Annotated in this window: 14 protein-coding genes; 4 read left to right on the forward strand and 10 right to left on the reverse strand. The window is 58.7% G+C overall.

Annotated features, from left to right (window positions below; translation table 11 throughout):
* Position 1: 1 nt before the first annotated feature.
* The 9 genes from ahbB (ACR0EN_RS18065) to ACR0EN_RS18105 form a co-directional block, all read right to left on the reverse strand.
* Positions 2-484: a siroheme decarboxylase subunit beta gene (gene ahbB, locus ACR0EN_RS18065; protein WP_170514398.1), complete on the reverse strand. Its 483-nt coding sequence runs from the start codon at positions 482-484 to the stop codon at positions 2-4.
* Complete coding sequence (locus ACR0EN_RS18070) at positions 481-930, reverse strand: Lrp/AsnC family transcriptional regulator (protein WP_170513576.1); 450 nt, start codon at positions 928-930, stop codon at positions 481-483. Before ACR0EN_RS18070 ends, ahbB (ACR0EN_RS18065) begins: the two co-directional genes overlap by 4 nt.
* Positions 927-1,916, reverse strand: coding sequence for a siroheme decarboxylase subunit beta (ahbB, locus tag ACR0EN_RS18075; protein WP_170819088.1), 990 nt, complete (start codon positions 1,914-1,916; stop codon positions 927-929). Before ahbB (ACR0EN_RS18075) ends, ACR0EN_RS18070 begins: the two co-directional genes overlap by 4 nt.
* A 1-nt stretch (position 1,917) precedes the next feature.
* Positions 1,918-3,063 (reverse strand): cytochrome D1 domain-containing protein, encoded by a 1,146-nt coding sequence (locus ACR0EN_RS18080; protein ID WP_480588170.1) that lies wholly within the window; start codon positions 3,061-3,063, stop codon positions 1,918-1,920.
* The gene (locus tag ACR0EN_RS18085) at positions 3,060-3,431 is read right to left on the reverse strand and encodes a c-type cytochrome (protein ID WP_480588172.1); all 372 of its coding nucleotides are present in this window, start codon (positions 3,429-3,431) and stop codon (positions 3,060-3,062) included. Before ACR0EN_RS18085 ends, ACR0EN_RS18080 begins: the two co-directional genes overlap by 4 nt.
* Entirely contained in the window at positions 3,424-4,185 is a 762-nt protein-coding gene (gene cobA, locus ACR0EN_RS18090; RefSeq protein WP_170408092.1) for a uroporphyrinogen-III C-methyltransferase, read from the reverse strand. The genes ACR0EN_RS18085 and cobA overlap by 8 nt, the downstream gene beginning before the upstream one ends.
* Positions 4,186-4,374: 189 nt before the next feature.
* Positions 4,375-4,776: a plastocyanin/azurin family copper-binding protein gene (locus ACR0EN_RS18095; protein WP_170425535.1), complete on the reverse strand. Its 402-nt coding sequence runs from the start codon at positions 4,774-4,776 to the stop codon at positions 4,375-4,377.
* A 54-nt stretch (positions 4,777-4,830) separates the two neighbouring features.
* Complete coding sequence (locus ACR0EN_RS18100; RefSeq protein ID WP_480588176.1) at positions 4,831-6,615, reverse strand: NapC/NirT family cytochrome c; 1,785 nt, start codon at positions 6,613-6,615, stop codon at positions 4,831-4,833.
* Positions 6,616-6,740: 125 nt separating this feature from the next.
* Positions 6,741-8,417 carry a cytochrome D1 domain-containing protein gene (locus ACR0EN_RS18105; RefSeq protein WP_170398146.1) on the reverse strand — a complete coding sequence of 559 codons (1,677 nt, stop codon included), beginning with the start codon at positions 8,415-8,417 and terminating at the stop codon, positions 6,741-6,743.
* A 242-nt stretch (positions 8,418-8,659) separates the two neighbouring features.
* On the opposite strand from ACR0EN_RS18105, the gene ACR0EN_RS18110 reads away from it, so the two are divergent.
* Entirely contained in the window at positions 8,660-9,850 is a 1,191-nt protein-coding gene (locus tag ACR0EN_RS18110) for an NnrS family protein (protein ID WP_170425541.1), read from the forward strand.
* Between the two features lie 15 nt (positions 9,851-9,865).
* On the opposite strand, the gene ACR0EN_RS18115 is transcribed toward ACR0EN_RS18110, so the two are convergent.
* A complete protein-coding gene (locus ACR0EN_RS18115) occupies positions 9,866-10,978 on the reverse strand; it encodes a Hint domain-containing protein (protein ID WP_480588178.1) in 1,113 nt (370 codons plus the stop codon).
* Between the two features lie 272 nt (positions 10,979-11,250).
* Between ACR0EN_RS18115 and ACR0EN_RS18120 the strand changes: the two genes are divergently transcribed.
* The 3 genes from ACR0EN_RS18120 to ACR0EN_RS18130 are packed head-to-tail and all read left to right on the forward strand — an operon-like array spanning position 11,251 to position 13,899.
* Complete coding sequence (locus ACR0EN_RS18120) at positions 11,251-11,700, forward strand: c-type cytochrome (protein WP_170398152.1); 450 nt, start codon at positions 11,251-11,253, stop codon at positions 11,698-11,700.
* A 16-nt stretch (positions 11,701-11,716) separates the two neighbouring features.
* The gene (locus tag ACR0EN_RS18125) at positions 11,717-13,084 is read left to right on the forward strand and encodes a cbb3-type cytochrome c oxidase subunit I (RefSeq protein WP_170398155.1); all 1,368 of its coding nucleotides are present in this window, start codon (positions 11,717-11,719) and stop codon (positions 13,082-13,084) included.
* 5 nt (positions 13,085-13,089) lie between these two features.
* A complete protein-coding gene (locus tag ACR0EN_RS18130) occupies positions 13,090-13,899 on the forward strand; it encodes an AAA family ATPase (protein WP_480588180.1) in 810 nt (269 codons plus the stop codon).
* Positions 13,900-13,905: the final 6 nt, after the last annotated feature.

Genomic DNA, 13,905 nt, shown 5'->3' on the forward strand with positions numbered 1-13,905 from the left:
CTCAGCCTTTCTTTTTCAACCGCAGCCCTGTCTTCTTCAGGATGCGCGTGGAATAGAGGATGTCCTTGGCCCGGCAGGCATCGCCCAGAATTGCGAAGATCTCGGCGCGTTTTTTCTCGACTTCGTCCCGGTCAGAACCGTGGACCATGGCGAACAGGTTATAGGGCCAATCGGGCAGGGCGCGGGGACGTTCGTAGCAGTGGGTGACAAAGGGCAGCGCCCCGATCCGTGCGCCCAATTCCGCGACCTGGCTGCCGTCTACATCCCAAACAGTCATCCCGTTTGCCGTCATCCCCAGCTTGTAGTGGTTCGGAGCGGCGGCGATGCGGCGGATAACACCATGCGATTTCAGCTCCGCCAGACGATACAAAAGGGCATCCTCGTCCAACCCAAGTGTTTCGGCAACGGCTGCATAAGGCGCTGGCACAAGCGGCAGGCCGCTTTGCAGCGCTTCGATAATTTCTCTGTCCTGAACGTCGATCATGCTGCCACCCGGAAGCCGATGAAAAATTCCTGTAGTTTGGGGAAACGGAGTACTTCGATCCCCGTTTCCCGTTCGATCGCATCAGCGGCGGCCTCGATCCCCTCAGGCGTTTCGGTGGCCAGCACGAACCACATGTTCAGCCGGTGCGTACGCTCATAATTATGGGCAACCTCGGCGTGCGCATTGACTTTGGTCAGGACGGTTTCGAATTCATCCTCTGGCACGGCCATGGCGCACAGGCAGAACGCTCCACCCATTGCAGCGGCGTCGAAAAACGGGCCGAAACGTGTGATGATCCGCTGCTCTTTCATTCGTGCGAGACGGGTTAGGAGCTCGTCTTCGGGAATCCCAAGTTCCTGGGCTACACTGGCAAAGGGATGCGCGGTCAGCGGCAGGTCATCCTGCATCCGGTTCAGGATTACGCGGTCGGTCGCGTCCATAGTCATGCTGCTGCCTCTTTCGGTTGGATCAACGCGCCGGTCTGTTTGAAACAACGGGTCGAAAACAGCACTTTGTTCCGTGCGCCTGCCAGTTCGGGCAGAGCGGCGGCTGCGGCCAGAACCTCCATCGCTTCGGGGCGCGAGCGTGCATGGATCATGGAATAGAGGCGATAGGGCCAGACATCCTTGACCGGGTTGCGCTCATAGCAAAGCGTCACGCCGGGATAGGCCGCCAGCGCCGGTCCAGCCGTGTCCACCTGTTCGGGCGGCATGTCCCAAACAACCATCGCATTGGCTGACCAGCCGAGCGCCCGGTGGCGCACGATAACCCCGAGACGAGAGATTATGCCTGCTGTTTGCAGCGCTTCGATACGTCCCATTACGTCGAAATCATCTCTACCCAGCGTTTGTGCCAATGCGGCATAAGGAATCTCTGTCAGGGTCAGGCCCGAGCTGAGCGCCTGCAGCAACTCGCGATCTCCGGGCTGCATGGCTGAGCGATCCACCTTACGAAGGCCAGGAACATTGCGTGTTTTTCCCGACATACGGAAGCCCAAATCGACGTTGAATGGACGTATGAGGCGCAGGTCCAGAACCCGCAGTCCGGAACGCTGCGATATCCGTGCAAGGGTGTCATCGACATGGGTGCGATCCGGGCCGGTTGCGACGAACCAGAGGTTCCAGTCATCCTCCCGCTGGTAGTTGTGGTTCACGCCCGGTTCGGCGTCGATCAGGGCTGCAATCTCTTCCAACCGATGTTCGGGGGCCGCAACAGCGGCCAAGGTGCTGGCCGAAACCGCGCCCGGAGCGATGGTGGCACCTACGCGTGTAATCCGCCCGGTGGCCTGCATGCGAGTTAGGCGATCAATCACCTCGGCTTCGTCCAGCCCCAGTATAGACGCCAATACCTGAAACGGACGCTCTGTTATCGGAAAGTCGCGCTGAAACTCGTCCAGCAAACGACGGTCGATGGGATCGGTGATGTGTTGCATGTCAAAGCCCCATTCTGTGCGCACGGGCGGTGAAGAAAATGCCGGATGGGCTGTCGGCCTCAATCTCGCGCAGTTTTTCAAACGTTTGCGTGTCGTAGACCATAACCTTGTTGGCGTCGCGCACGCTGATCCAGACCTCATGCCCTCGCGGAGTGAACTCCATATGCAGTACGGCAGGGCCGGGTTTGAATTCGTGAATGATCTCCTTGGTCACAGAATCAATAACCTGAATGGTGTCGTTCAGAGGGTGGGCAAAGTTCACCCAAACCTGCCGCCCGTCAGGACGGGCCATGGCAAAGACCGGCTGACCATGGGTCTGCGTACGTCCGGTTTCGGTCAAAGTGTCGGCGTCGATCCACAGAACCTCGTGATGGCCGACGGCGGGCAGCACAAATTCGCGCCCGGTCAGCGCCCAGCCTTCGAGGTGGGGCATCTTGTAGACGGGCATCTCCTCTTGCCCGCGCCCATAGTTGGGCAGCACGCGGATGGGTTCGGGCGTCTCGGCCCAAAGGTCCAGCGCGGTCAGGCCATCCTCGCCAAACAAGCCGGTGATATAGGTGCGGCCATTTGCGGTGATCAGCGCGTCGTAAGGATTCTTGCCCATTTCGGGGATCTTAGTGATCGCGGGTGCGCCGTTGGAGAAATCAGCAATCCAGGTCTCGCCCGTGTCCCACATGGTGAAGACGAACCGGCGGCCGGGTGCATCGACCAATCCGATGGTTTTGCTGTCGGTAGGAATGTCCGCGACCATATCTAGCGTGTCCGCATCGAAGACGCGCACACCGCCAGGTTCATAATTCGATACAGCGACCAGCTCGCCGTCATCCGAAATGGCACCGCCAATGGCGTTGCCCGCCTGCACGACCCGGTTCACGATCTGGCGGGTGACGATATCCACCTTAGTCAGGCCGCCGTCTCGTCCAAATACATAGGCAAAGCGTTCATCGGGTGAATAGACCAGCGAGGCATGGGACAGATCGCCCAGACCTTCGATCCGCGCCAGCGCTGCGCGGTCGGATTGGTCCACCAGAAGAACCGAGCCCTTGGCGCGTTCGATCACAAGTCCTAGGTCGCCGGTCGCCGTGGGTTCAGCCTGGGCGGTGGTCATCATTAGGGTGGCGGCGAGGGTAAGGATGAGCTGTTTCATTGTGCCTCCTGTGCCAGCAGGTAACGGGCGATCCATTCGGCCTCTTCTTCGCTGATCAGAGGCCGCCATGGGGGCATCGCGGTGTCGGGAATGCCGTCGAGGATCACGCCGGTCAGAACGTCCGCGTCGTAGTGCTCCAGAGTCTCGGATCTCAGATCAGGGCCGAGACCACCTTTCAGCGACAGCCCGTGGCAAGAGCCGCAGTCCTGATGGACAAGACGCTTCAGTGCGTTGGGGTCAAGAGTGTCGGCGGCGAAGGCCGTGGTGGCAACAAGCACTGCGGAAGTGAGAACAGCACGTGCTGCCCATCCTTTGCGTCCTCTCACAGCCGGTTGCTGTGCCGGCCTTCCGGAACCGAACTTAGCCATGCGCCTGCTCCAAAAGGTCGGCCACAGGCCGTTCTGCATAAAGTGAAACTACCTTGCCGATGATGAACAGCGTGGGCGCCTTTAGCCCGGCCTTGCGCACATCAGCGGCCAGCCGATCCAGCCGGGATACCATCCGGCGCTCATCAGGTGTGGTCGCTTTGCCTACCGCCAAAACCGGAGTTGAGCCGGGCAGGTTCTCGGTCATCAGTCCCATGGCGATCTGGCCGATATTGGCGACGCCCATATAGACGACTAAGGTCGAGTCCGGGTCGGCCAGACGTTTCCAATCCAGATCCAGCACCTTGTCGGCCTGTCGGTGCCCGGTGACATATTGCACCGATGTCGCCAACCCGCGATGGGTCAGCGGCACGCCTGTCGAACAGGATGCCCCCTGCGCTGCGGTAATGCCCGGCGCGTATTCGACTGGGATGCCGTTTGCCATCAGGTGCGCGGCCTCTTCCGAGCCGCGTCCGAAGATCATCGGGTCACCCCCCTTGAGGCGAGCAACGGTGTGACCGGCGCTGGCTTCCTCGACGAGGATTTCGTTGATGCGATCCTGCGGCACGGTATGACACTTGGGGGCCTTCCCAACCGGGATCAGCCGTGCGCCATCAGCGTGCAGATTGAGGATATCGGCCGAGACCAGACGGTCATAGACCACCACGTCCGCCTCTTGCAGCATCCGCAGCGCGCGCAGGGTCATCAGTTCGGGGTCACCGGGGCCTGCGCCAATCAGAAAAACCTTACCGCTCATGTGCAAACTCGCTTGGTCTGAATGTCTTCGGAGCCCGGAATTCCTGCGCGATCAGGGGACGTTGCTGGGTGGGCCGGGCGTGTCATGCGGCCAGACTGGCGTAATCGGAAAGGAACCTCCTTGACTAAAGTTAAGGAGCGCGGGAATTGCCCCGCGCTCCTTTCGGCTTGCCTGTATGATTGCCTCGGCTCAGGGTTCGACGGTGATCATGCCGATCATGTTCTGTGTCTCCCAATGTGGGCCACACAGATAGTCCTGCGGACCCGGGGTGAGGAAGGTCAGGTCAACCGTCTCCTCAGGAAACAAACGATCGCTTTCGGGCTCGCTGCCGTCTTTCAGTAGGACCGAGTGACTGGTGCGCTTATCGACATTCACCCAGCGCACGGTTGTGCCCGGTTTCACGGTTAGCTCGGCTGGGCAGAACGTGTATTTGTACATCAGCACCACATCGGCATCCTCAACGGCGGAGGAGGGCTGACCGAACAGCTCGACATAGCGCTCTTCGGCTTCGGCACACAGCGCGGCGGTGTCCTCTGCCCATGCGGGCGCGGCCAGAAGCAGCAGCGCAGGGAGAAGGTGTTTGGGTTTCATTGTCCAAGTCTCCTCTTTTAAGCGGAAGGGGCCGGATCGCCCGGCCCCTCTTCCTTATTGTTTGACGACGTTGATAAAGGCGTTGTCGTCGTCCAATGCCAGGCTGGTATCCAGCGTCACGTGGTGGAACCGTGCGGCGGCAAAGTCATCGTGGATGGCAAAGCCCACCGTATAGGTCTGACCGGCCTCCAGCGGCACGTCACCAGCTGCGCCCGAGTTCAATGGGCGCGTGAAGACCACGGTCCACATTCCTGCATCAAGGCTGGCCGAGGCGGCGATCTCACCGTCATTGACCACGCGCTGTTCCAGCAGATAGCCGTTGGTGGCGCTGCCGTCCGCGTAGACGCGCATCAGGTCCAGATAGGTGCCATCGGCCAGATACTGCTCGATCTGATCGGCGGCCTGCAGCTTGTCCCAGCCACCCAGCGCCTTGCCGCGGCGGCCTTTGATCTCGACCTCGGTGCGGCTTTCGCTGATGTATTTGGTCACCGTGTCCTGCGCGGACAGACGGCCCGAGACCTCCCCGTTTGCGGCTATCGCATCCGCGCCCGGATCAAAGGGCATATAGGAGTTGTCCGCATGGCACGAAGCCCAGCAACCCACCTGATCGCCCAGCTCGATCCCAGTGCCGGTGATCATCATGGCCACCTTGATCTGGTTGTCGGGGTCCATCTTGCCACCATCGACAAACGGCGCCGGGTTGTGACCTGCATCCGGCCATTGCAGGCGGATATACAGGGTCTCATCATCATGAGCGGCCTGCACTGTTGCGTCGATCACGCCGCGTTTGCCCGGGATCGGTGTTGGTTCCAGATCGCCACCAGCCACGATCTTGTTGCCGATCGCATCTAGTTCGGCGGCGTGGCAAGTCGTGCATTTGTCTCCGCCCTTGGTCAACGGACGGGCTCCGCCGTGGGATCTGCCGTTCTGCACCCACTCGAACGAGGCCTGACCGGGATAGAACAGTTTCATATCGACGCTTGGCACTGCGGCCCAATCGATGTTCGTGCCAACATCGCTGCCACCACCTGCGGGGGCTGCAGCTTCTTCACCAGAGGCTTTGGCGCGCTCTTCGGCGACAGCTGCGTCAACCGCTGCTGCAATCTGGGCCTGAACGGCCTCTTGCTGGGCAACACGCGCGGCTTTTTCAGCTTCGGCATCGGCGGCTTCTTTGGCTTCGATCCGTTCAAGGCTGGCCAGATATTCGGCAGGGATTTCGCGAATGAAATCTGGGTTCGGCGCTTCAAGCTTTTCCAGATACTCTTCGTCGGCCCGGTCGCGGGCGTCCGAGTGCGCAATCCCCTTGTGGCAGTCAATACAGGTCTGACCAACGGTCATCGCGTTCAGGTGCTGCTGACGGGCGCGGGGTTTCTGGAACTCGGGCATCATCGACTCGAAGTCATGGCAGTTGCGGCACTCGCGCGAGTCCGTGGATTTCATCCGCTCCCATTCGTTCATAGCCAGATGTACGCGCTTGGCTTCAAACTTTTCGCGGGTGTTGATGGTGCCGACCACCTTGCCATACAGTTCTTTGGACGCCTTGATCTTGCGGATGATCTTGTGAGTCCAATCCTTGGGCACGTGACAGTCGGAACAGACCGCGCCTACGCCCGAACGGTTCACGTCGTGGATTGTGCCGGTGTATTCTTCGTAAACGAAATCTCGCATCTCGTGGCACGAGACGCAGAATTCCTTGGTGTTGGTAGCTTCCATAGCGGTGTTGAACCCGCCCCAGAAGATGATGCCGGCGGCAAAGGCCGCAGCGATCCCGGCCACGGGCATTCCCCACAGGAAATACCGGCGCCAGATTGGTTTTTTCTTTTCCGGTTCGGAGGTCATATCCGGTCTCCGTTTTGGCTTCTTTTTCTGGCCCTGGATGTCAGGCCTGTGGATTTGGCTGATGAGTCAAACGAGGAAAGGGCGGGCGAGGGGCCCGCCCTTTCCGGTGCTGAGTACAAAACCCGTCAGGTGACGTGGTTCGAACGGTTGTAGACGTTGAACTTGCCGGTGGGTGCAAACAGTCCCTTCACGCGGCCGATCTCTTCCAGCGTCTTGGCGTCGAAGATCACGATCTCTCCATTTGGCTCTTTCGAGGTCGAGCGGTTCCACTTGGACACCCAAACCTCGGATCCGTCTTGGTTGAACTCGAAGTGAACGGCGACGTTGCCTTCCTCTTCTGTGATCTGGATCGTTTTCACGATCTCACCGGTTGCCTTGTCGATGACCTGCACCGATTGCTGGATCTCAGGCTCGGGGTGCTTGGTTTGGTCGGCCCAGATGTAGTCCGAGTTCGGATGGGTCCGGATGAACAGACCGGGTCCGTCGGTTTCCACCTCATAGCAGACCTTCCAGGCATCGTCCGGGCGGCCTTCGGGGTCGTTGCCCCAAACGGTAACCGTGCCTTCGCCCAAGTGGGTCGTACCGGCAACAGGACCGCAATTCGGGTCATCCCAGTTGGCGCCCGGGCCGGGGTGCGGCAGCGGCGCGGTATCGATCATAGCTTCCAGCTTGTGAGTCTCGGTATCGACCACGACCATCTTGTTCGACGCGTTTGCGGCGATCTGGAAATAACGGCCGGTCGGATCAAAGAACCCGTCATGCAGGAACTTTGCGCTGTCGATCTTGTCGATACGCAGGTTGTCCAGATCGGAGTAGTCCACCTGCCACAGCTGACCGAGTTCCTTGACGGCCACGATCCACGTGGGCTCGTTCGGGGTGGTGTAGATGGCGGCCACGCGGGCCTCTTCCACATAATCCCCGTCCACGTTGTAGCCACGGGTCGAGACAACCTTTTTCGGCTCCATGGTTTCGGCGTCGACGATGGCGAAATGAGGGGGCCAATAGGCGCCACCGATGACGTATTTACCGTCACCCGATACCGCCACGTCGCGAGCGTCATAACCAATGGTAACCTCGGCAACCAGCATGTTCTCGGGGTTCTGCCACAGGTCGATCTTGGTCATCTTCCCGTCGCGGCCCATGGTGTACCAGAAGCGGCCCGGGTTTTCCGGTTCTTCCAATTTGTGGTGTTCCGAGGCTTTCAGAACGTGCACCGCATAACCGGTCGGGATATGCGCCAGCACTTCCTTGGTGTCACCGTCAATCACGGCCACCTTGCCCACGTCACGTTCGATGACCACGAAGAAGTTTTCCCAGTTGCGGCCATGCAGCGGCTCGGTCGGGTAATCTTCAGGTTCGACATAGACTTTGCGCGTCGCCATCATCTGCTCAAGCGACATTTCTGGCGGTTGGGGTGGCTCCATCTGGATGTAGGTCGCCATATCGCGGATTTCTTCTTCGGACATCACGTCCGAGAAGTTGTTCATCCCGCCTTCGGTGCCCCATGCGATGATTTTTTCCAGCCGCTCCTGCCCCAGTTTCAGGGTGCCCGACTCGGTTACGGTACCATCGTCATTCTTCGTTTCAACCAGCGGCTCAAGGCTTTTGCCGGTTGCCCCTTTGCGCAACACACCGTGACAACCGGCGCAGCGTTCAAAGTAAAGTTGTTTTGATGATTCAAAGGCTTCCTTGCTCAGGGTTGGCTCTTCGGCAAAGACTGGCGCAGCGACGCTGCCCAGCAACATTGCCAAACCGACCCCTAAGGCGCGGCCAGTTCTGTTGTAGCTGATTCCAAGTGACATGATCACTCTCCATTTGCTGGTGAGGCAGGTCCTAGGGTGAAACATCACGCGTTTGTCATCCTTGACGAAAGTCAACGGAGCGCGCGCAAATTGGAAATTGACGGGCTACAATGAGCCATAAAACAAAGGGAAAACCTGAGTTTCAGGGACATGTTTTTCGGATGCTTGATTTCGGTTAAGTCCATCGCTGGTCGGCCTTGCTAAACCTGTTCCAACAGCCATTGAGGCCGAGGAGAACAGGCATGTCGGCAGTGATCGCGCGCGTATTGGGCGAGGGGTTTCGCATCTTTTTCCTGTCCGCCGGACTTTTTGGTCTGTTCGCGGGAGGCGCGTGGGGTTTTTGGTTGATGACGCAGACCGGGTTGGTCGGATACGAAGACCCAACCTATTCCATGAGTCCTCCAATGTGGCACGCGCATGAGATGATCTTTGGCTATGCCACAGCAGCTCTGGGCGGGTTTTTTCTGACGGCTGTTCCCAACTGGACCGGGACCCCAGAGGCGCGCGCCCGGTTCATCATGCTGGCTGCAGGTCTCTGGTTGGCCGGGCGGGTAGCGATGTGGTTCTCCGGTGCGCTGCCGCCTGTTCTGGTCGCTGTGTTCGATCTGGTCTTTGTTCCAATTCTGGCGGCAAAGATTGCTACTCAGCTGATCCGACGCCCCAAACCGCAGAACATGGTATTCCTTTTGCTGCTCAGTGCGATCTGGATTGCCAACTTGTTAACCCATTTAGAGTGGATCGGTGTGACCAGCGATACGCTGGACATCGGATTGCGGGCGGGGTTGCTGACGCTCTGTAGCCTAATCGCGATACTTGGCGGGCGCATTACGCCAGCTTTCACCCGAAATGCGATGAAACGCGCGGGAGAGCCCGAATCCAACTGGCCTATTTCGGTAGGAGCGTTTGATAAAGCCGCCATGGGGCTTGCACTGTCACTGCCGCTGAGCGTGCTCGTCTTTGGAATCGCACCTGTATCAGGCGCTATCGCGCTAATGCTTGGCGTTGCTCAGATCCTGCGCATGGCACGTTGGCGCGCACGCTGGGCACTGCGGCAGCCGATCCTGATCGCGTTGCATCTGGGGCTGGGCATGCTGGCGCTGGGCCTGATCCTGTGGGGGCTGGCTGTGCTGGGGTTCGGCAGCGAGATCGGGGCGCTGCATGTTCTGGGCATTGGCTGCGTCGGCGGCATGACCCTTGCCGTGATGAGTCGGGCCGCCCTTGGCCATAGTGGCCGTGCCCTCGTGGCCCCGCCACCCATGGCGATCGCTTACGGTTTGATGGCGGCAGCCGCAGTTTTGCGCTGGGTCGGGTCGGCGTTTGACCAGGGATATCTGGTTGCGATGCTGGCCTCAGATGGGCTGTGGATCTGCGCCATCGTCTTGTATCTGGTTGCGATGTGGCCCGCGTTGACCGGGCCACGTCTAGCGGCCTGAGCAACGGTTCTTAGATTAAGAAAGTCGGAGCAACGCCCTGTCATTTTTAATATGCCGTTGCAGCAAAGTATGGATTTGTCTTCCGCGTTTTGGAATCTGGCGGGCTGCGATTGGTTGATGGTCTGGCAAAGCTAACTCTGGGAAGAGCGCAACAATTTCGGCCAGCGCCTCGGGCTGTATTCCTTTCAAGGCTTGCTTGCCTGTGAATAGGCTTTCTGACGGCGCGCCTTCCGCCAGCACGATCTCATGCCGGTCGAACAGAACATGGAAATACACAACGCCCTGAGCTGTCTCGTCGACGGTTATGCCGGGTATGCCGACCAGCTTATGGGCTGGGACCAGAACCTCTTCGCTGTCGAACATGCGATCGGCGATACTCGAACGGATCAACATGCGATGCTGCGGTGAGACCAACAGATCGCGTCGCGGCAGGTTGCTTCCCAGACTGCCCGCTGCGATTCGGATCGGGCGCAGCTTGGGATTGAGCGCAAATTCAGACCTATCCAGAGCGCGCGCGCCGATCCAGCGAATTGGTTGTGGTCCATGATCCAAGGTGACAACCTTGTCACCAGCGGAAAGCGTTTCTATCGCGACATCACCATCAGGTGTCGCAATAAGCGTTCCGGCTGAGAAACAAGGAACATCAACGATGGAACCGGGGTCAGTCGTGTCCGGTGCGTTGCTCGGTGTAACGTTGACGACGCTCATCGAATACGTCACCCCGGGATCTAGGGGCTCAGAGGTTATGTAGCCAGCGTTGGTTCCTTCAACCTCGACAAGGTACACAGTGATTGTCCCACCGCCGGGATTCGTCAGAATGTAGGATTCTTCCAGATAGATGTCGCCGCTCAGAAACGTTGTCGAACCATCAAGGTTTGTTACTGTTCCGGTCTGTGTGTCGTCGTCGCCATTTTCGTTGTTGAATCTGTCGCCGTTGAAAACATCCCCGGTATCGGGAACTGGCGGGCCAAACCCATTTCGAATGAAACCACCGGCCTCGTCCTCAACATTGAATACCCTTCGGTCCGTCGCGGGGTCATAGCTTGCGTCCAGGGTGATCGTATCAGGCCCAATTGTATTCACCGTAATGACGCCGGGTGCGTATCCGATGTATGAGTAGTTCGCCATTCTTTAACCACCACGCTTCAGGTGCCATCTAAGCACCTCTATTCACCGATAAATCGAGAACGCTCGCTTCAACTTTTCGAACGTCCGGAAACATGCTGTTCTAAGTACTATTTTTCAAGGCAATCTGAGGGCATTTTAGTGATACTGACGCAATTATGACCACAGGTGTCCAATTCCGCGCTTACTTTGGCATGCTTGACTTTCGTTAAGGCAGCCCTGCGACCCACCCGCCATTGTCATCAGACTAGCTAATCTGCGCAAAGGAGAGCGCAATGCGAGAAGTCATGACAAAGAGCATGGCTCGCAACATATTCTATGGCGGGTCACTGTTCTTCATCCTCATCTTCCTGGCCCTGTCGGCCCACTCGCACTGGTACATCGTCAACTCCGAGAATTCGGCGAAGCTTGATGACAGTGTGGTTCGGGGCAAACATGTCTGGGAAAAACATGCCTGCATCAACTGTCACACGATCCTGGGTGAGGGCGCCTACTACGCGCCGGAAGTCGGGAATGTGATGACCCGCTGGGGTGTGCTGGACGACCCGGAATCGGCCTTTGAAGCGCTCAAGGGCTGGATGGAGGCGCAGCCGACCGGCATTCCCGGTCGTCGGCAGATGCCCAATTTCAACCTCAGCGACGAAGAGATCCGCGATCTGACCAACTTCTTGATCTGGACGGACAACATCGATGCGCAGGGCTGGCCGCCCAACGAGGCAGGCTGAGAAAGGGAACGGAGCAATGAAATACGAATCCCAAAAAATCGCCTACGCCTACTTCGCAGTAGCGATGGCCCTGTTCGCGGTACAGGTAATCGGCGGCCTGCTGGCCGGTTTCATCTATGTATTCCCGAACTTCCTGAGTGAGCTTCTGCCGTTCAATATCGTACGGATGCTGCACACCAACTCTCTGATCGTCTGGCTGTTGCTGGGCTTCTTCGGTGCGGCCTACTTCCTGATCCCCGAAGAGACCGAGCGCGAGATTCATTCGACCAAGCTGGCCTATCTGCAGTTGATCATTCTTGTGGTTGGTACGCTGGGCGTGGTCGTGACCTATGTCTTCAACCTGTTCGAAGGCAACTGGCTGCTGGGCAAAGAGGGGCGCGAGTTCCTTGAACAACCCAAATGGGTCAAGGCGGGCATCGTCGTGGCCGCGCTGATGTTCCTTTACAACGTGTCACTGACCGTTCTGAAGGGCAAGAAGACGGCAATTTCGAGCATCCTTGTTCTGGGCCTCTGGGGTCTGGCGCTGCTGTTCCTGTTTGCTTTCTACAACCCGGGCAACCTGTCGCTCGACAAGCAATACTGGTGGTATGTCGTCCACCTATGGGTCGAAGGCGTATGGGAGCTGATCATGGCCTCGATCCTGGCCTACCTGATGCTAAAGCTAACGGGCGTTGACCGTGAGGTGGTCGAGAAATGGCTCTATGTCATCGTCGCCGCCGCGCTGTTCTCGGGCATCCTTGGGACAGGCCACCACTACTATTGGATCGGTACACCCGGCTATTGGCAGTGGATCGGTTCGATCTTCTCAAGCCTCGAGGTGATCCCGTTCTTCGCGATGATGGCCTTTGCCTTCGTCATGGTCTGGAAGGGCCGTCGTGACCACCCTAACAAGGCTGCTCTGCTGTGGTCACTGGGCTGTGCAACGCTTGCCTTCTTCGGTGCCGGTGTCTGGGGCTTCCTGCACACGCTGCACGGGGTGAACTACTATACCCATGGCACGCAGATCACCGCAGCCCACGGTCACCTGGCCTTCTACGGTGCTTATGTCTGCCTCAACCTGGCGATCTTCAGCTATGCGATGCCGATCCTGAAGAACCGTGATCCCTACAATCAGGTTCTGAACATGGGCTCGTTCTGGCTTATGACCAGCGGCATGGTCTTCATGACCTTCGTCCTGACCTTCGGTGGTACCGTGCAGACTCACATGCAACGTGTGGTCGGTGACTACTTCATGGACGTGCAGGACCAGATCGCGATCTTCTACTGGATGCGTCTTGGCTCTGGTGTGGTCGTGGTCCTTGGTGCGCTTCTGTTCATCTACTCGATCTGGGTGCCCCGGAAAGAGGTGATTGAACCCGGTGCCTCTGAAACCCCTGCGGAGTAATGGATATGGATGGCTCCATGAAACTGAATGAGGGGGCGGCGAACGCCCCCTTCTACCTCGCCCAAAGCGATGAATGCGATGTGTTCACCGCCGCCTACAACAACGACCTGCCGGTTTTGCTGAAAGGTCCAACAGGTTGCGGTAAGACCCGCTTTGTGGCCCATATGGCCGCCAAGCTTGGCCGCCCGCTTTACACCGTGGCCTGCCACGATGACCTCGCCGCCGCCGACCTGATCGGTCGCTACCTGTTGAAGGGCGGCGAAACCGTCTGGGTTGATGGCCCTCTGACTCGTGCGGTGCGCGAAGGCGCGATCTGCTACCTTGATGAGGTGGTCGAAGCCCGCAAGGACGTCACCGTTGTGCTGCACCCGCTGACCGATGACCGGCGCATCCTGCCGATCGACCGCACCGGCGAAGAGCTTGAGGCCGCGCCCGGCTTCATGCTGGTGGCCTCGTACAACCCCGGATACCAGAATATCCTGAAAACCCTGAAACCCTCGACCAGGCAGCGGTTCATCTCGCTGGAGTTCGACTTTCCTTCGCCCGAGATGGAGGCCGAAGTCGTCGCGCAAGAAAGCGGTCTGACGCTTGAACGCTGTAAACCGCTGGTACGCCTTGCAGGTAAGTTGCGCGGGCTTAAGGGTCAGGACCTTGAGGAAGGCGTGTCCACCCGGCTGGTCGTTTATGCCGCGACGCTGATCGCACAGGGCATGTCCACCGACCGCGCCATCCTCGCCGCAATGATCGAACCTCTGACTGATGATGAGGATATCAAACGCGGGCTCCTCGATCTTGTCACGGCTGTCTTTGGGTGAGGCCGG

The organism is Ruegeria sp. AB7, assembly GCF_056542625.1.